At 49.2% G+C, this 18,435-nt stretch carries 12 protein-coding genes and 3 pseudogenes; 3 read left to right on the top strand and 12 right to left on the bottom strand.

What is annotated here, in order from left to right:
* Nucleotides 1-40: 40 nt before the first annotated feature.
* On the bottom strand, nucleotides 41-2,173 hold the full coding sequence (locus QJT81_11150) for an SUMF1/EgtB/PvdO family nonheme iron enzyme (protein ID WGZ92436.1): 2,133 nt from the start codon (nucleotides 2,171-2,173) through the stop codon (nucleotides 41-43).
* Nucleotides 2,174-2,281: 108 nt separating this feature from the next.
* On the opposite strand from QJT81_11150, the pseudogene QJT81_11145 reads away from it, so the two are divergent.
* Nucleotides 2,282-3,330, top strand: a pseudogene (locus tag QJT81_11145) (IS630 family transposase).
* Between the two features lie 28 nt (nucleotides 3,331-3,358).
* On the opposite strand, the gene QJT81_11140 reads toward QJT81_11145, so the two are convergent.
* On the bottom strand, nucleotides 3,359-3,928 hold the full coding sequence (locus QJT81_11140) for an SIR2 family protein (protein WGZ92435.1): 570 nt from the start codon (nucleotides 3,926-3,928) through the stop codon (nucleotides 3,359-3,361).
* Nucleotides 3,929-4,014: 86 nt separating this feature from the next.
* Between QJT81_11140 and QJT81_11135 the strand changes: the two are divergent.
* Nucleotides 4,015-5,339: pseudogene (locus QJT81_11135) on the top strand (UPF0236 family protein).
* Here the strand turns inward: QJT81_11135 and QJT81_11130 are convergent.
* Nucleotides 5,281-5,667 (bottom strand): hypothetical protein, encoded by a 387-nt coding sequence (locus QJT81_11130; GenBank protein WGZ92434.1) that lies wholly within the window; start codon nucleotides 5,665-5,667, stop codon nucleotides 5,281-5,283. The pseudogene QJT81_11135 and the gene QJT81_11130 sit on opposite strands and share 59 nt — an antisense overlap.
* Nucleotides 5,668-5,810: 143 nt before the next feature.
* On the opposite strand from QJT81_11130, the pseudogene QJT81_11125 reads away from it, so the two are divergent.
* Nucleotides 5,811-6,852: pseudogene (locus QJT81_11125) on the top strand (IS630 family transposase).
* 38 nt (nucleotides 6,853-6,890) lie between these two features.
* Here the strand turns inward: QJT81_11125 and QJT81_11120 are convergent.
* From QJT81_11120 to QJT81_11080, 9 genes are all read right to left on the bottom strand, one after another.
* Nucleotides 6,891-7,340: a hypothetical protein gene (locus QJT81_11120; GenBank protein ID WGZ92433.1), complete on the bottom strand. Its 450-nt coding sequence runs from the start codon at nucleotides 7,338-7,340 to the stop codon at nucleotides 6,891-6,893.
* A gap of 87 nt (nucleotides 7,341-7,427) precedes the next feature.
* A complete protein-coding gene (locus QJT81_11115; GenBank protein ID WGZ92432.1) occupies nucleotides 7,428-8,564 on the bottom strand; it encodes a glycosyltransferase in 1,137 nt (378 codons plus the stop codon).
* Nucleotides 8,531-9,976 carry an oligosaccharide flippase family protein gene (locus tag QJT81_11110; protein WGZ92431.1) on the bottom strand — a complete coding sequence of 482 codons (1,446 nt, stop codon included), beginning with the start codon at nucleotides 9,974-9,976 and terminating at the stop codon, nucleotides 8,531-8,533. The genes QJT81_11115 and QJT81_11110 overlap by 34 nt, the downstream gene beginning before the upstream one ends.
* 12 nt (nucleotides 9,977-9,988) lie before the next feature.
* Entirely contained in the window at nucleotides 9,989-11,056 is a 1,068-nt protein-coding gene (locus QJT81_11105; protein WGZ92430.1) for a glycosyltransferase, read from the bottom strand.
* Complete coding sequence (locus QJT81_11100) at nucleotides 11,053-12,255, bottom strand: O-antigen ligase family protein (protein WGZ92429.1); 1,203 nt, start codon at nucleotides 12,253-12,255, stop codon at nucleotides 11,053-11,055. The genes QJT81_11105 and QJT81_11100 overlap by 4 nt, the downstream gene beginning before the upstream one ends.
* Nucleotides 12,252-14,036 carry a DUF4091 domain-containing protein gene (locus tag QJT81_11095; protein ID WGZ92428.1) on the bottom strand — a complete coding sequence of 595 codons (1,785 nt, stop codon included), beginning with the start codon at nucleotides 14,034-14,036 and terminating at the stop codon, nucleotides 12,252-12,254. The genes QJT81_11100 and QJT81_11095 overlap by 4 nt, the downstream gene beginning before the upstream one ends.
* A complete protein-coding gene (locus QJT81_11090; GenBank protein ID WGZ92427.1) occupies nucleotides 14,021-15,088 on the bottom strand; it encodes a glycosyltransferase in 1,068 nt (355 codons plus the stop codon). The genes QJT81_11095 and QJT81_11090 overlap by 16 nt, the downstream gene beginning before the upstream one ends.
* Before the next feature lie 7 nt (nucleotides 15,089-15,095).
* Nucleotides 15,096-16,823, bottom strand: coding sequence for a hypothetical protein (locus tag QJT81_11085; GenBank protein ID WGZ92426.1), 1,728 nt, complete (start codon nucleotides 16,821-16,823; stop codon nucleotides 15,096-15,098).
* Nucleotides 16,824-16,869: 46 nt separating this feature from the next.
* Nucleotides 16,870-18,429, bottom strand: a complete 1,560-nt coding sequence (locus QJT81_11080; GenBank protein WGZ92425.1) for an EAL domain-containing protein — start codon at nucleotides 18,427-18,429, stop codon at nucleotides 16,870-16,872.
* Between the last annotated feature and the right edge of the window lie 6 nt (nucleotides 18,430-18,435).

Raw genomic sequence — 18,435 nt, 5'->3', positions numbered from 1 at the left:
CTTTGCAAAAGGAGGGGTTGGGGGAGGATTTTCTTCAGGGCTAATTGTCCTGGCGGGAAAGGCGCAAAACGCGAAAACCCACAAAATCGTTACGGAAGTCGGGGTAGAGCCTGAGACGCGCGGAAGAACGCACCCAATCGGGAGAGTCGTTCCACGAGCCGCCGCGAATCACGCGGCGCACGGATGCACCCTCCCCTGCACACTGCTTTGCATCATCACCAAGTTCAGGTTTCCATTCAGAACACGTCCACTCCCAAACATTCCCTGAAGTATCGTAAAGCCCCCACTCATTTGCAGCAAAGCTACCAACTGGTGCAATAAACTTGTCATCCCAATCGCTTCCACAATTTTTACAGTTTGCCTGCTTCACACCCACTTCATCACCCCAAGGATACGCCGTCTTGCCACCAGCACGAGCAGCATATTCCCATTCCACTTCTGTCGGCAGGCGGTATTCTTTACCTGTCTTAGTGCTTAACCATTGGGTATAAGCCACTGCCTCATCCCAAGACACCTGAGTAACAGCACGTTGCCCACGCCCATTATCGCGGGTTGCCCCCGTCGGATAGGGCAACTCCTCTTCAGTCTTTCCTGCCCGATGCTGTTGCCAAACATAATAGTCGTATTGTTCATAAGTGATTTCATCTTGACCAACGGCAAACGGAGCAGAAAGCGCCGCTGTAATCGGCGGATACCCAAAGTTTTGCTGACCGTAAGCCCCCTGCTCGCTCAAGGATTTATTGTAATATTTACCAAAAGCCTTATCCAATTCACCCGATTGAAATTCACCCGTGGTCACGGGAATTTCCACCATTTCCGGCAAAGGTTCGGGCAGAATGCCCCAATTCATCAAACGAAACTCCTGTTCTTTGAACAAATATTGTGCCGGAAATGTACTATTCCTAGACAGCCACCACAAAGAATCCCCCAACACCGCCAGCACCACCAGCAACACACCAATCACGACCCGTGCCACCAAGCGTTGGCGCTTATGCTGCTGTTCCTTCCAAGCCGTATTCCAGTTCCTGATGCTGTCGGAATACATATCATGGTAAAGCTCATACCAGCGCACCCCATCGCGCTCATGACTATGCAAAATACGCATGTCACCCCGCGCCAATTTATCCAGCACCGCCGCCAGTTTGTCCGGTTTGACTTTCAACAAGTCAGTCGCCAACACCGCCAACGGGTAGGCCATCTTGATACCGCGCTGTGCCGCCAGATAATCAAACGCCCGCGAAGCCAACTGCTTTTCCGCCGGAGACAAGCCTTGCAAATGGTCATTCAGGAAATAATCCAGAATTCCGGTCACGCCCCCTGCCCGCTGGTAATCCGCCAAACGCAGCAGTTTCCCATCCCCCTTGAGCCGCCACAGGTAGCCACACACAATCTGCAAATACGGCGGGTCAATCACCTCCACCCCTGCCCCTTCGCTGGGTTGATGCGGCAATTCCAGCCCGTCCCGCTTGCGCTCTTTCAAATCTGCCAGCAAGTGTTGCAACAGTTCCGGCTCATAATCGCAATCCACCTGCCGCACCGGGTCGAGAATCGCCTGGGTCGCCGCCACCGGGCTAAGCTTTTCCAGCCGGTAATAGTTTTCAAACAACAAGGTTGGCAATTGCGGCTTGAAGGCATTCATTTCCATCGCAAAATCTTCACGCATGGAAATCACCACACTCACCGGCAGCGTGTTATCCAAAATCACCGCCGTAAGCTGCTCAATAAACGGGCGGAATGACGGGTGATAACGGTTATAGCGGAAAAAGTCCTCAAACTGATCCAGCACCAACACCAACGGCGGACGACGTATGAATAAGCTACACATTTCCAGCAGTTGCAGCAGGCTTGTCCCTTCCGTCGGCACATCAGCAGGCAAAATCGCTTTCTGTTGCAAGGTATCGCGTACCACCGTGTGCAAGCGGCTTAATGGCTCATCCGCCCAATGGATATTGCGCACCACCGCCACGTTTTCCCCACCCGCTGCGGTCAGATGCGGAATCACCGCCGCATTCAGCAACGAGCTTTTGCCTACCCCACTCGCCGCAAACAACAGCGTCAAACGGTTGCCCAAAATCTTGTCCACCAGAATGGCTTTATCCGCTTCACGCCCAAAAAACTTACCCTGCTCACTTTCCGCAAACGGACGCAACCCCGGATACGGCGCTTCTTCCATCCCCCCCTTTGCAAAAGGGGGGCTATACCAGTCCGTGCCATAAAATAGTTTTTTTGATCAAGGAAATATGGTTAGATGACTGGTAACAAAAGCAGCCATGAGTAATGTATGACATTAAAAATCACTTTCACTGAGGATGAGATAGCGGAGCTGTTCTACTGGAAGGAGCGCCATCCTCATCCCAGAGTCCGTAAGAAAATGTCCGTGCTGTACCTGAAATCCCAACAGTTGACGCATAAGGAAATCAAACGATTGGAAAGGATTACAGAAGCCACGCTGCTTGCCTACCTAAACGCCTACCTACAACCTAACGGTTTAGAAGCTCTTAAAGAAATACGATTCAATAAACCACAGAGTGATTTGATGGCATATAAAGACAAGATTGAAGCCTATTTTCGTGAATATCCCCCCGCAACCAGCAAGGCGGCAGCCGCTAAGATTGAGGAGCTGACAGGCATCAAACGCAGTGAGGACAGGGTACGTGTCTTTATGAAGAAAATAGGGATGGACATCCATAAAGTGGGGATGATACCCGCCAAAGCTGATGTGGAAGCACAAGAAAAGTTCCTGGAAAATGAACTAAAACCGCGCATTCAGGAGGCTAAGGAGGGCAAACGCGCCCTTTTTTTGTCGATGCCGCCCACTTCGTGTTAGCACCGTTTCTGGGGTTTTTGTGGTCATTTTCCCGCGTATTCATCAAAGCCCCCTGTGGTCGACAACGCTACAACGTATTGGGCGCACTCAATGCGATAACGCTACAACTCATCACGATCACTAACGACTCCTATATCAACGCTAACAGCGTGTGTGAATTATTGGAAAAAATTGCAGCGTTAGCACTCAAAATACCGATCACTTTGGTCTTGGATAATGCCAAGTATCAACGCTGTGAAGCCGTGTTTGCCTGTGCGAAAAGGCTCAATATTGAACTATTATTTTTACCGACCTATTCACCCAACCTCAATCTGATTGAACGGTTGTGGAAGTTCGTCAAGAAAAAATGCTTGTACTCGAAATACTATGATAAGTTTCCCGCTTTCAAGGCGGCCATCACCAACTGTCTCGACAAGCTGGATACCGATCACAAGAAAGAACTGACCCAGTTGATGACAACAAATTTTCAAACCTTTAAAAATGTTCAGGTCTTGACGCTGTAAGGTATAGGGGGGATTTTCTTCTCTTCCATCACGCCACCCCTCCCACCAAATACTGCTCCAGCTCCTGCACATCCATCGCATACGGCTGTACGCTACGCCGCTGCCAAAACACCGTTTCCAACGGCTCTTCCCCCGTCTGCACCAAACGGAAACACGGTTCTGGCGCTTGCCGCCGTTTCAATAACACGGTTGCCAACAAACGGTCTTCCCAATGGCGTGGGCGATACCCCACAAACAGCAAGCCCAAATCCCCCAGTTGCGCCACCAAGTAGTTGGGGAGTATCGCCGCCGTGTTCTGGGCAAAGCTGAAATAGTCACTTTCAGTCACAGTAAGGGCTTCACGCGCATTACCGTTGCTACGGCATGTACCGCGCATTTTGTAGATTATGGAATAATCAGCCAGTGTTTTTTCCAAGGTGGACACCTGTTCGCTGGTATATACCCCAGCGGCGGCATTCCCATCTGAAAACTCCACCTGTACATGCCCCACCTCGTGTTTGTTGCCTTTGCGTATCATCGCGCTCAAGCGGGCAAACGGCTTGCCTGCCAGCGTGAACGCTTGCTCCAACAAATCATCATAAGCCGAAGAAATCAACACCAGTCGTGCCGGAGGGTGTGAACAAAAGTGCGGTGTCCTGTAGACTAAGATGGCATCCCCTAAAACCAGAGAAAAAGGACTTTCCCATGTTGACAGTTAGCTCCCGCGACCAAAAACTTTTAGAAGCCTTGAACCGCAACCCCGCATTAAAAGCTCGGATGGAAGGGCTAATCGAGGTGGTTGAAAATGCCGGTGATGACATTATCAAAGCAGCAGACGCCGAACAGCGGGTGATAGAAGAACTGCGCCAAATGGGAAATGATGCGATCACTGCATGGGCAAACAAACGTGTAGAAAAATGCACAGCCCCAGCCTGTGAAGAAGGCATTGGGAAGTATGTAAAGAGTGGAAAAAAAACTGTCATTGGCACACGACCTACGGAAAAATCCACATAAGCGAACCGGTCTACCGGATTCCCGGCAAGCGTGTCCGCCCCTTTAGCCAGAGTGCCGAGGTTGTTTGCCGAGGCTGTTCGCTCCCGCTGCAACGGGCGGTGACGGACTTTGGGGCGGACTGTTCATTTGCTCAAGTGCCTGATAAATTAGAAGAACATTACGGGATACGGCTGGCATCCAGCAGCATCCGACACATCACCGAAGGTCACGCCAAACGCATCCATGAATCCCAAGTGTTGATAAAAGACTATCCAAGCACGTTGGGAAAAGCCTATGTCATTGCCGAAATGGACGGCAGCATGATCCCCATCGTCGAGATTGACGAAACAGCCCCCGACAAGCGCAAAGGCAAAAAGGAAAGCTGGAAAGAAGCCCGCCTGTGTCTTGCCCACGCCAAAGGCAGTGCTACGCCAACGTTTGGCGCAATATTCGGTGGCACGGTAGAAGATGCTGGAAAAATCTTATTCGACACCGCCTGCCGTGCTGGATTTGGAAAAAGCACGTTCCTCCATGCGGTGGGTGATGGGGCAAGCTGGATCAACCGTCAAGTGGATGAACAATTTGGCACACAAGGACATTACCTGATTGATTTTTATCATGTTTGTGAATACCTATCAGCAGCATCCGCAAGCTGTTCATGCCTCAAGGACAAGGATAAATGGTTTGCCAAACAGAAAAAAGCCCTACAGGATGGTCAAGCTCAAGCGGTCATCGACACACTGAAACCTTTCCTCGAAGCAGAAACGGTAGAAGACAGTAACGCCCCAGTACGAGCTTGTCACCGTTACCTGAGCAACCGCATTGAGCAACTGGATTACCCGACAGCAAAATCCCTCGGATTGCCCGTGGGGTCGGGCGAAATAGAAAGTGCACACCGTTACATCATCCAGCAACGCTTAAAAAAATCGGGGGCATGGTGGAAAAGTGATAATGCGGCGGATATGTTGGCGTTGAGGGTCATGCGGGGAAACCAGCAATGGAAGCATTATTGGCGAAACACCGCTGAGGCGGCATGAGGTTTACCGCACTTTTGTTCACACCCCGTGCCGGAACCTGTGACAAGGTTTGATAAAGCGTCGCCTGCTGGGAATCATTCGGCAAGATTTCATCCATCCGCGCCAGTAATTTATCCATCCCCAAATTGAACTTGAGGCGGTAATATTCAGCAATGGACGAAAGGCTACCCGTAAAAGCCTCATACGGGGCTTGCTGGGCAAGCTGCGCCGCCAGCTCACTTTCCTGCGCCCCCAATCCTGATACACCACTGCCAAGAAACAAGGCAACCTTGCCTTGACGGACGCGCTCCGCCACACCTTGCTTCTCATCCGCGATAAAATCTGACACTGCCCCCTCTGTGCGAGTTTCCTGCCACCACTCGCAGAATTCAGCCGCCGTGACTTGCTTATACTTTGCCCGTGAATAGCTGTTGAATAATGAGAAGCCCTCAAGCAAAGTACGGCTGTTATTGGCAACCGGTCGTCCTTTCCATGATCCAGATAGACTTCAGCGAATCCGATCAAACCGCCTTGAATGAGGGGCGTTACCGCCATGCCCACCCTCGCGTCCGCCAACGGATGGAAGTGTTGTGGCTAAAAAGCCAGGGAATGGCGCATGGGGACATTGAACGGCTGGCACAGGTGAGTTCAACGACGGTCACCCGTTATTTGAAACGTTACCAACAAGGTGGGATCGCTGCCTTGGAACAACTGGATTTCCGTCGCCCAACCCGCCGGTTGGAACCTTTCCGTGAGCCCCTGAAGAAACATTTTGAGAAGCATCCACCGACCCGGATCAGTCAGGCGATCGCTGATATACAGCGCTTAACCGGCCTTGAACTCAAGCGGGAAGCCGTGCGGCTATTCCTGCATGACTTGGGTTTGTCCGTCAGGAAGGTGGGGATGATACCGGCGAAAGCCGACCCTGCTGCCCAGGAGACTTTTAAAAAAAGAGCTGGAGCCGCGTCTTGAGGAGGCCAAGGCCGGAAAACGCGCCGTTTTCTTTGTCGACGCCGCCCATTTTGTCCTGGCCCCGTTTCTGGGGTTCCTGTGGTGTTTCACCCGGCTGTTCATCCGCGCCCCTGCCGGACGCCAGCGCTACAATGTCCTCGGTGCGTTGAATGCAGTCACCCATGAACTGGTCACCGTGACCAATGACAGTTACATCAACTCCCAAAGTGTTTGTCAGTTGCTTCGGCAAATCAAGGCATTGGCCCTGGATGTCCCGGTGACCTTGGTGATGGACAATGCCCGTTACCAGCGCTGTAGCCTGGTACAAACATTCGCCCAAACACTCGGGATCGAACTGTTGTTCCTACCCGCTTATTCCCCCAACCTGAACCTGATTGAGCGCCTCTGGAAGTTTGTGAAGAAGGAATGCCTGTATTCACGTTACCATGAAAACTTTACCGCGTTTGCGCAGGCCATTGATGCCTGTTTGGCACAAACCCACACTACGCATAAAAAAGCCTTGGACTCCTTGCTGACTCTCAACTTTCAGACCTTTGAGGAATCTGCAATTATGGGCGGTTGAAGTATAGCTAACAAGTCATCCACCTGCTGAACCAGAACCTAGTAACGCCGCCCAGTATCGGTACGCAATGCCGCCATCACTTTGTGGCGAATCACTTTGAAACGCTCATCTACGATACGCAGTAAACGTGCTGCATAACTATCGGCTAATGCCTCTTGCTGTTCCAGCTTTTCCAACTCCACCACTTCTTGCTGTAACTCGCGGTGATCCGGCTGATCCAACAGCAAATGCTGGGCAAGCAATAGCGCCTTATCATACGAACGCTTCAACTTACGCTGGCGTACTTCGCGCAGCCCTTGCTGGCAAATATCCAGTTCAAGCTGGTACAAGGCGTGTTCGGTTTCGACCTGATCGCGTTCAAGCCGCATCTGGTGTTTCGGGTCATCGGTAAAGTCGCGTTCTTGCCTGGAGCGGGCAAGTTTTTCCTGCAATTGGCTACGGCGGGCATACAATTGCTGCAAATAGAGGGGAAACAAATCATCAGGCATGATCGGCAAACCTTATAGGGGAAGGTGGTTCAGACTTGCCTTGTTTTTATAATACTTTGCCGCTTAATGCCACGTTTAATTCACCGCCTAGGAATGAATAGATGGAGGCGCTAACAATTGCCGATACGACTGGATCACCGCATCGAGACTGTAACGGGCAGCAACGCGTTGTTGGGCTTGTTGCCCCAAGGCATAACGCTGTACATCTGACTGTTGCAATAGCGTTACCCACGCTTGCGCCAACGCTGGTGCATCGCCCGCAGGCACAATCAACCCGGTATCGGCCACAAACTCCGCAATATCCCCCACATCGGTCGCCACACACGGCACGCCTGCGGCCATGGCTTCGGCTAAAAATAAGGGAAACGCCTCGCGCTGTGAAGACAGCGTGGCTATATCCAACGCGGCAATCAAACGTTCCGCATCCGTGCGCACCCCTAACACATGCACGTTCTCCGGCGCTGGAAGCCGCGCCAACAAGGAGGGTAAGACAGGGTGTTGAGCATCCATGCCCTCACCGGCTAACAGAAAGTGGGCATCCCCGCCATTTGTTTGATAATACGCAATGGCTTGCAGCAAATTGGGAATGTCTTTTTCCGGCACGTAACGGGTCAAGCTACCGATCAACACCGTCGTTACCGGAATTCCCAGCTCCTCGCGCACACTGGCACGCGCCTCTGCTGCCTGCTGTGAATGTCGCAAAGGAATGCCATTAGCAATCACTTGCGCCTGTGTGGTGACATAACCCAGTTCCGCATGACGCTGCATACTACGGCGTGACACATACACAATGTGCTGCGGGAAACGTGATAACCAGCGCCCCACCTTGAGCACTAGCGCATGTTGAGCACGTTCTAACGTCGCTTTTTCCGGCGTATGGTGCATTCCCCACAATAATACCGGGCGACAACCTGCGAACATCCACGCCAATGTGGCAAACACATTACCGTGGTGCATCCACCCGTGAATGAACTCTGGCTGAATCGCCCTGACCAAACGCAACAAACGCGGCAATAGCCAAGGCAATTTTGCCAGCCGATTTATCCCTAATACATGCACCGGAATATCCGCCTGAGCAAACTGTTGCTGCACCCCTTCAACCTCTACCAGTGAAATCACCACGGGTGAATAGTCACGCCTGAACTCAGACGTTGCCAAATTCAGCAAGGCTTTTTGCGCCCCACCCACGCTCAGCGAGGTGATGATGTAGAGCATGTTGCCCATACGCACCTCGTTCTCACTAATTGCCGAACCTTAGCAATATCCAACAACCATACCAACGCTGCATACGTCAGCACTCCCAACAGTATTTTCAACGCCACCACATACGCACCGTGCAACGCTAATACTGGCAACTGCTCCATTAACAGGTACATACCTAAAGCCGCCAGTAGAATCTTGCTTAACGCCAATACGGGGATATTCAAAGCAAAATGCTGCTTGCCCAGATAATAACCATACACCACGCAAATCAGATACGCCGCAATCGACGCCAATACAGCACCCAACACACCCTGCGTAGGGATCAGGATCAAATTCAGCACCACATTCACAACTGCCGCCACCCCCACCACTTTGACCGAACCGGCAGTGTATTCTGCCAACTGAAACGCCAACGAGACGTAGAACAAATACGTGCAATTGGCAAAAATAGCCAGCCCAATCCACGGTAATAGACTCAATGATGTGGGTACAAACTCAGGCCCCACCAACAAAGGAATAAATGCCTCAGCGATCCCCAGCAATCCAAAAATAGCCGGAATGGAAACCCCCATCAGTAATACAAAATATTGCTGGAGACGCGCCTCTGCCTGTTCCCGCCCTGCTTGCTCCAAAGTACGGATAACCAAAGGATAAGCTGCCAGATTCAACGAACTGGTCAGCATCATCAAAATCTGAAACGGCAGGTTATAAGCCACCGCGTATTCGCCTGCCTGCGCATAACCCAGTAACCAGCCCAACATCACCCGATCAGCAGCATGGATGATTTCCAACAGTACAAAAGACAAACTCAAAGGCAAACCGTACACCAGCAAGGACTTAAGCACACCCCTGTCCAATTCCTGCCAAGAAAGCCGAAAATGCCGCCACAATGCACCTGACAATACCAAAACTAGCAACACTCCCAGAATCACGCCACCAATAGCACCCAACCATGAATACCCTGCCCAAACCAACAACAAACCACTGCCCATCGTCAATACAGTACGCCCGACCTCAGCCCATAAATAATGATCAACTTTTAAGGTGATAGAGTTAATGCGTTGATAAGCCTCATAAAATGCCGAACTGATAAATACCGCAAAAAATCCGCCAGCCACCGCCCATTGCCCCGTCAACCACGCAAATACTGCGGTCAGCACCCCAACAAACAAAGCAATCAACAACACCGATGCACTAATTAAACGTTCCACCGCTCCCGCTGTCAGCGTCTGCTTATCCCAAAAACGCATGATACCGACGTACAACCAACCAAAAGCAAACAGACTGACACTGGAAGCCACCACCAATATCGTCGTGAAAATGCCGTATTCCTCGGCTGACATCCAGCGCGTATACAGTGCCAATACCACAAAACTTGCCAGCGCCGGGGCAAGCTTTGCCAACAAATAAATCAAACTGTGTTTAACGTACATGATGCACCGCCATCATGCTGCCAGCCATGCATCAGCAACCGCAGCAATATCATTGTTACGCACCGATTCCTTAGCCTGTTGGCGCAAGCGTTCACATTGCTCTTGATCAAAAAACAAGGTATCTATTCCAGCCGCCAGTGCATCCACATTGCCTTTTTCAACCAACAAACCATTTTCGCCATGACGAATAATCTCGCGTGGCCCTGTCGGGCAATCCGTCGACACAATCGGACAACCTAAAGAAAGCGCCTCAATCAATACCAGCGGGTAGCCCTCATAATCGCTGCTCATCACCTGAAATTCTGCTTTTGCCATGTACTTGTAAGGATTCGCATCAAATCCGACTAACACAACACGTTCTTCCATCCCCAAGGTCTTAATATGCTGCTCTAACATGGCTTGCTGCGTACCACGTCCGACAATCAGCAACTGACAATCTTGTTGTGCCTTGCTACGTGCAAATGCCTCGATCAGCAAGTCAAAACGCTTCTGCTTTTCTAGACGTCCCACACCGAGAATAAAACGTCCCTCAAAGCCAATAACCTCCTGAGACTTTTCCGCAATCAGGCGGGTATTCACTGGGTTATAAATACAGTTCACATTTTTCAGGTGTGCCTGTTTTTCCAGTAAATCCTGCATCTGCCGCGACACCGCAATTACCCGTTTCGCACGTGGATATAACCAACGAAAAGCCAACCACTCGCTACGGGTCATAGTGCTAGGATCAAGGTGTACGGATAATACTGAGTCAGGGCAAGCCAATGCACACGGCACATTCGCCGCTTCCAGAAACGAAAAAATATGATCAAACTGCTCACGTTGAAATAACTGCCGGAACTGCCAAGCCCGTCGCAACAAAACAGTAATCTGCGTAAACAAACCACCTTGTCGTTCAGGAATATCGAGATTAATCATGCGCACGGGAATATCGTAACGGGTAATATCCACTGGCAAACGCGCAAACTTAACGACCGTCACTTCATAATCACGCTGGCGAAACTCCTCTGCAAGATCTACCGCAACCTTCTCTGCCCCACCTGGGGCAGCTAATTCAGCAATAACAATCGCTATCTTTTTCATGTCGGTATAGATACCTTGTTAAAATCTTTCGCCACCGGCGCATTATTTTTAATATAAAAATTTAAAGCAGTCAGCGTATAAGCAAACCAAATATACATCCTGTCTTGCAGCGTTAAGGACATTTGTCCAATCACTACCACTAACAACATGAGCAACAGTAGCCAGCGTTCATCACCCGGCAAGCGCCAAGCCAGAACCAACACAATGCCTATCACGCTCAAGTACAACACGACACCCACAATACCTTGTTCAGCCGTAATCGCCACAAAACTGTTATGGGCGGTATAGTCCACATTGTACGGATTGATAATGCGGCGAAAAGACCCTAACCCGTGACCATACAGCGGACTTTCTTCCCACTCCTCATACGCATTTGCCCATATTACGCTGCGCTCATTTAAAGTGCCGCTGGAAATCTCTTTGCCGGTCGAAAAAATACGCTCAATGGTTTTTTGTGGAATAATATTCGCCACTGCAATCAGTGCCACCACCATAACCAATCCGCTTGCCGCTTTACCCAACCAACCAGCCCGTAGAATACTGGGTAAGAAACCCGCCAACCCCAATACCATAATAACCGCGCCTGTGCGTGACCCTGTAATCAAAATGGTAAATGCCGCTGCTGGGATATAAGCCAGCCCCAATAAACGCCACCACCATTGTTTCACTTGTGTTAGTAAGTAAATCGCCAATGGTATGACCATCGCTAATTTCACTGATACTTCATTGGCATCGAATTGTTTTATTTCATGGCGTACCGTATTGGCTGTCACTTGATAATCTTTAACCATCAAATACACCAACCAGAATGAACCTAACACCAACGCAATATACAATTTCGTTAAGTCATGCGCTGTCGTGATCAGTTGAAACAGTAATAAGCTAATCATCAGGATATACAGATTACTTTTTAATGCTTGCTCACTGCTGACTGCTTGCGTGGTTTCATACGGCACGGGCATTTCCGACCAGGTATACGACAACAGAACCCACGCCACATACAGCAGTACGGTAGTATGAAACGCCTGCATCGCATGAATATTATTGCCCATAACTAATAGCAACCCAGCTAACCCAAACGCCATTAACCCAGCAATTTTTACCAATGACATTCCTGCTACTTCAACCGCCCCATCCGTTGGCAAGGCAAATACCAAGATCATCATGAAAAATACCGCAGCATTGCGCAGCGTATTCATAAACTTGCCAGACGTTCGCCTAACGCCTGCCTCACTTGCATTAACAAAACGGGATTGTTATCCCAATGACCAAAATCACGCGCAATTCGCCCCACTTGCTGTTCAACAAAAGCGCTTTCACCGGCCTGTAACAGCAAATCAATGTACATATAATCTTCCACTGACTCGCGTATCCATTTCAGGCGCAAGGAAGCGACTGGGCCATCAAAGCCGATTTGCGCTTGTTTAGCCGGATATACCAACAAACCATCGCCATTAAACACCATGCCTGGCGGGTTATCACTGATGAAACTCGCCGCATCTTGCCAAATAGTGGCATTTTCCGCTCCTGCCAGCGTATCCCAATACCCCAGACCCGTGACGCCATAACGATGCAACAACCACGTTGGTATCCGGTAATTAATCGCAGGAAAATCCAATTGCCATACGGGTGGATAATTGCCGGTTAGCACCTCAGCACGTGGATTCAGTTGCTGGTATTCCTTAAAGTCTGTCACCAAAGCGGTGTATGCCCATACTTCCTCACCCGCAGCTAAACGCTGAGATACTGCATTTTTACCAAGATGATCCACATCCCGCCACAAATCGTAAAACTTGGGAATCCACACATCCACCGCCCCTGCCAGATTGCCTAATGCAGGCTCTTCGTTTAGCGGTGGCTCGCTAACCTGATAACGAATCTTTGCATCTTTGGGCAACGGTATTTCATCAAAAAACGCCCCCCAACGCCGCGCATACTGATAGGCTTCGCGGGTATCCGGCTCATCCACAAAAGAGGGGTCGGTATAACAACGCTCAGCCCCCGCGTGCGCCGCGCACCAACCCGCATATTCCCGCATAAATTGCTTAGCTTGTTGGCGATCCTTACCCAAAGGATCAGTAAATGGATAACTATCCGCAAACACATAGGTGTAAGTGGAAGCGTGCTTTTCTTGCATGTAATGGCGCATATTGTCGGTAACGGTTCCCAAACCCGCAAACTTACGCTGAAAATCGGGTTTGCCGGTCGCATCCGCTTCCGGTGAAGCATCCCACAGGCTTTCCGGCGTCAAATAGTGATCCAACATAAAATCGTTGTAAGCACGAATCAAACCATTATCCACCGCCGATTTCCCAGTACGTTCAAAGCCGTAAATCTCCGCCACCCGGTAGCCATTTGTACCAAACACCGTGCGTAAGGGAGAACGCTCCGGCAAAGTAAAATTCCATACCGTCAAATTAACAGGCAATTCTAAAGGCGCATAACCATCAGCACTTACCGTTACGTGCCCACTATACTGACCGGGCTTGGTGTTTGCCGGAATATGCACATCAACCCACACCGGTAAGTTTTCACCTGCACTCAAATTTTGCGGAAATGCCCGATAAGCACTCGACACACCCTCAGTAACATTCATAACAGGCAATAAAATATCCGGCCATGATTGTGGTGGATACGGCGAATAGGGCGACGGAGTACTCACTTTGACATAACGCTCACGGAATACCTGCAAACCGTCAATTACTTCACCGTCTGAGCTACGTAATGAGGAAACACTGAGCTGTACATTCATCGCCCCGGCTTGACCTGCTGTGATGACCAACTGAAAACCTTCGTACTCATTGCGGGCGGCGAAAATATCCACCTGATCGCTCCCTACCACTGGCTCAAATGGCGCAAACCGTTCCAACACACCAATTGCTTTGACTTGCAATCCCGGTACAGACGGTTCGGGTGAACAGCCGCTCAAACCCAGCAACAATAAAGCGTAGCAATACCAACGCTTCAAATAGCAAGCCATTGTTCTGCCACCTTTTCAATATCCAAATACTCAACCGAGGGAATCGCATTTCGCTGAAAGTGACTATGCAACGCATCATCCAGACACACACGATCCAGTGCGGCTGATAATGCTGCACAATCATTGGTAGACACTAATAAACCATTTTCGCCGTCATGGATAATCTCACGCGGCCCGGTTTCACAATCGGTAGAAATGACGGGACGCCCTAAACCCAAGGCTTCAATCAAAATAACCGGAAAACCCTCATGCAAGCTGGACAACACCAAACAATGGGCATTTGCAATATACGGGTAAGGGTTACGCATAAAACCCGGCATGAGCACCCGCTCTTCTAAACCTAACTGCTTAATGTGTTGTTCTAAGGCAAGACGCTCTGGCCCCTCCCCCAGAATTAATAATTTGAAGGTTTGCGATGCTTGTGAATGTGCATAAGCCTCCAGTAAGCTGGCGAAGTTTTTTTCAGGACTCAACCGGCCTGCTGCCACGATATAAGCGCCATTGACGACTACTGCTGGACGTTCCTTAGCCAATTCACGAATACGGTACAAATTCACCGGGTTATACAAGCAATCAATATTTTTCAGCTTCAAATGCTGCTGAAAAATGCTCATTCCATCTTTGGAAACCGCAATAACTTTTTTAGCACGCGGATACAACCAACGCGCAAACAACCAGTCAAATCGGGTGAAATTCCTTTCAGGATTGCAATGATTTGCAGCAATAGTTTGGCTGCTGGCTAAGATTGACGGAAAGCTGGCATGTTCCATCACACTGATAATCGTATCAAAACGCTTTACTTTGAAAATACGCCGAAGTTGGCTGGCACGATCCAAAAAATTGAACACTTTAAAGATAAAGCCATGTTTGGAAGGACACTGAATGTCGATCAATTCCCCCGCATAAGGGTAATACATGTGGCTGGCATCAAACAAAATGAGCGTCACATCATGCTGCTTTGCAAACTGGAATGACAAGTCAGACACAACTTTTTCTGCCCCACCCATGCCCAGCGAGTACACCACCAAAGCAATTTTTCTGCGTACTGTCATAACCTGATCACGTATCAAACCATAAAAACGCCAGCGGAATAGCCGCTAATGCATAGCGTGTTTTCAAAATAGGTCGGTTAAAAAAACAGTTTAACTTCACCACCCAACGATCCAGTAGCCCTAAGCGGCGATGTACGTGAACGGCATCTACCACGGATACAGGTGTACCAACACCCAAGGTATGCATTCCGTTCATGTCGTTCTGACCTTCCGGTAAGTAAGAGCTGATGGTTTCCTCTCGATAAGTATGCTGATCCAGTTGCTGAATAAGATTGACGTTCAAACCGCGACCATAAACGCCTGCACAATTCTGTGAAGGGCGATACCATTTACCCGCTTTCGTGAATATACGCCCTGCCGGACGGGCGTGTGCAGCACTCGCTACCACTGGATTTTGAGGGTGTGCTTGCCATTGGGTACTTAATGGGTCATCTGCATGAAATAAATACAATGACTCGCTGGGTGAACAGCTTTGATGTTGCCGCATACTGGTAAACATCCACCAGCGTCCCTCATGCTCTAACAAGGTAGCATCATAAGCTTCTACGCCTTCCATCAAGTTTTTTTCAAAAACCCAGCAGAATGGAAATGCTTCACAGCGATACAGTTCAATGGTGTGATTGCTAGCTGTTTCAGGAATCATGTAATAGATACCCTCATGTTTAAAAATAAACGGGTATGACAAGTGGTAAGGCTTTTCCAAAATCGTCACGGGTTCTGAATGGGAACCATCAGAATTCAGACGCATACAGGCCAAATGCCCTATGCCTCGCGCATACAGCAGCTCCTCAAAAAATACGAACTGTTCGTCTTCATGCTCAACAACAAACGGATCAGCCCAAAAACGGTCACGCGGGGGAATCCATTTGTGCAAATGCTCCAACGTGCCTAAATCCGTGACATCCCCAATGGCTTTGGTTAGCAATATCCATTGTTCATCACGAAACAATGCAATAAACAGTTTGTTGAGAAAGTTATTAGGGTAACGCCATAATATTTTCAAGGTCATGAAAAAGCTGGAGCTTGGCTTATGCGGGGGAGGCATTAATGCGGTTGGCTGCACACGTTGTTTCGCATTGCTGAAGAAAATGTATTCACCCACATGAAACAATTCATGCAAGCGTTGCGGAATAAAATCAGCCATTTTCCACAAGGAACGTTCTATTCCACGGTTAATCGAAGCGGTATCAGTACTCGTTGTCGCCAAGAAAAGAGTCTCAGGCATCGTTTGCCCCGCACGCCAACACTCAACCCCAGAGAGTATTTCTGACTGTTGACCAGCATATTCACGTATACCGACATAATGATCTGCTTTATCACCAAGATAACCATAAACATGCCGCCACACGCCATACTTTGCTGCGGCTATTATCTCCGGCAGTGGTGCCTGGGTACTCAAATCAATTACGACATCCAACGCCTGTTGTGCAAGCAAGTGTTGGTAACGCTGACTACCGACATCACACAAATGGGTATCACCGAGTAACGCCAAGAAACTCGTTGAGCGTTGTGCAGTCGCCGGACATTTAAACAACTTACCATCAAAATAATGCAATACATTAAGCCAAGATGCATTGAAGCACTGTAACCATGCCGTAGCTACCGGCTGACGGAAAATAACCATGACAAGTTGGACATTGTTGGATGCTTGCAAAGACTCCAACATGCGATATTGCCAAGCAGAAATGTATTCACCCTCTACCACTAGGGCAGCCCTGAAAGCGTTAACAGACATACGATGCTCGCTACATATTATTAGTCATTATACTGATCTAGTTATGTCATGTGGCTGCCTGAACATAAGCCGCAGCCGTAGAATAAGCCACTTTTAAGAAATGTTGATCCTGCACACTAGGCATAATCACTTTACAGCGACTCTCAACCAGTTGATCAATCAAGCATTGCAAGCGATTTGTGTTAGTACTGTGGATACTGTCATTTACTGCATTAGCATCCAACCGCACCAAGACCGGCTTAACCACTTGGACAAATTTTAAGGATTGGGAAGAATCCGGCAAACCATCAATCGCTAAGTGCACACCAAGGACTTTCAAAAGCTTAATCACTTTACCAAGCTGAGCAATGTTTGCCATACAATCCTGATACTGAAATGCCAACACCATACGTTTAGCAACTTCAGGGGCTGTATTGAGTAATTCCACCACCCGCTTTAGCTCGGCTTCATTATTCAGAATCGCACTGCCCACCGACACAAAAACCAGATAATCGGGCTTTTCATTCCCCTGAGATGACAGTCTTGACACGACTTGTCCAAGATTCCAGTAATCCAGTCGGAAACGCCCCCCACCATTACCCAACTGTTTTACGAGTGCAGTATAATCAAGCTTCTGGGATTTTTGCTGAAACTCAGGCTCTGAAAGGTATAGATTAGGCAGAGTTTCCTGCATACGCTGAAGCTTGCGGAAAACCATTTTCATCCCATCAACAGCAGACGGTACAGCAGGTGTCAGCCCCCCCTGCACCTCAGGCATCCCTCGTGGTGCTGGAGCCTTTTGCAAACGTAGCTCAGTTGCTTCCCAAGGGTTGTCTTGTTTACGCAATGACACACCCTTCAATATATTGCGCTCTAACGGCTTCACATGTAGCTGGGTACAACGCTTACCTTTAAGTACCGCAGGAATGAAGCGGATTTCTGCCCGCATTCGTTCACCTTCAAGCGTGCGCAAGGTAATCAGCAAACGGTTGGAAGGTTTGCTGCCCACATCAGCAGCTTTACTCATGGCCTCAAAGATTTTGCGTTCAGCATTATCCACTAAATGCGCCACTGGCATGGATCGCACTTCAGCCATGCCCTCAAAACCAAACAGGGTCACATAGGCATTATTGGCATACAAGTGCATTCCTTGGGAAATATACGCAATTGCCTCCCACGAATAATCCACTAACCAATGGCAACGTAACTCCGCCACCCCCAGTAAATGCTTACAATCGCGAAAATCTTGCTTAATACTCGAATAACGCAACAGAAAATCAATGTATTGCCCGAAATATTCCAAGTCACGCAAGGGCAGAATGCAGGATTCAACCCCCATCAGCCAAGTGGTCAAACCTTGCCATTCATCCCGTGCTACCCATACCAATAACGTATCCGGCGAATAACGCTGCAACGTTTCCAGTAACTCGACCGAAGGCTTACTCTTATCATAGGGACAAAACAACAGGTGCGGCTGAAGCTCTTGCAACACGGGGATCAGTTGCTGCACTGATGCCACCTGATTCAGCTCCAGCAGCACATCAGAATGGCGCAAAGCCGCATCCAGCGATGCTGTGACTTCGACATCCTGATCAACTACAACACAATGTATCTTCTGCTTTTTCATAACACA

The organism is Candidatus Thiothrix putei, from assembly GCA_029972225.1.
Taxonomy (GTDB): Bacteria; Pseudomonadota; Gammaproteobacteria; order Thiotrichales; family Thiotrichaceae; genus Thiothrix; species Thiothrix putei.
This window is presented reverse-complemented; position numbering and strand designations above follow the sequence as displayed.

Bases quoted from the DNA above. Each gene is read 5' to 3' on its own strand.
- QJT81_11150 (WGZ92436.1), bottom strand. From the start codon at position 2,173: ATGGAAGAAGCGCCGTATCCGGGGTTGCGTCCGTTTGCGGAAAGTGAG.
- QJT81_11120 (WGZ92433.1), bottom strand. From the start codon at position 7,340: ATGCCTGATGATTTGTTTCCCCTCTATTTGCAGCAATTGTATGCCCGC.
- QJT81_11115 (WGZ92432.1), bottom strand. From the start codon at position 8,564: ATGGGCAACATGCTCTACATCATCACCTCGCTGAGCGTGGGTGGGGCG.
- QJT81_11110 (WGZ92431.1), bottom strand. From the start codon at position 9,976: ATGTACGTTAAACACAGTTTGATTTATTTGTTGGCAAAGCTTGCCCCG.
- QJT81_11105 (WGZ92430.1), bottom strand. From the start codon at position 11,056: ATGAAAAAGATAGCGATTGTTATTGCTGAATTAGCTGCCCCAGGTGGG.
- QJT81_11100 (WGZ92429.1), bottom strand. From the start codon at position 12,255: ATGAATACGCTGCGCAATGCTGCGGTATTTTTCATGATGATCTTGGTA.
- QJT81_11095 (WGZ92428.1), bottom strand. From the start codon at position 14,036: ATGGCTTGCTATTTGAAGCGTTGGTATTGCTACGCTTTATTGTTGCTG.
- QJT81_11090 (WGZ92427.1), bottom strand. From the start codon at position 15,088: ATGACAGTACGCAGAAAAATTGCTTTGGTGGTGTACTCGCTGGGCATG.
- QJT81_11085 (WGZ92426.1), bottom strand. From the start codon at position 16,823: ATGTCTGTTAACGCTTTCAGGGCTGCCCTAGTGGTAGAGGGTGAATAC.
- QJT81_11080 (WGZ92425.1), bottom strand. From the start codon at position 18,429: ATGAAAAAGCAGAAGATACATTGTGTTGTAGTTGATCAGGATGTCGAA.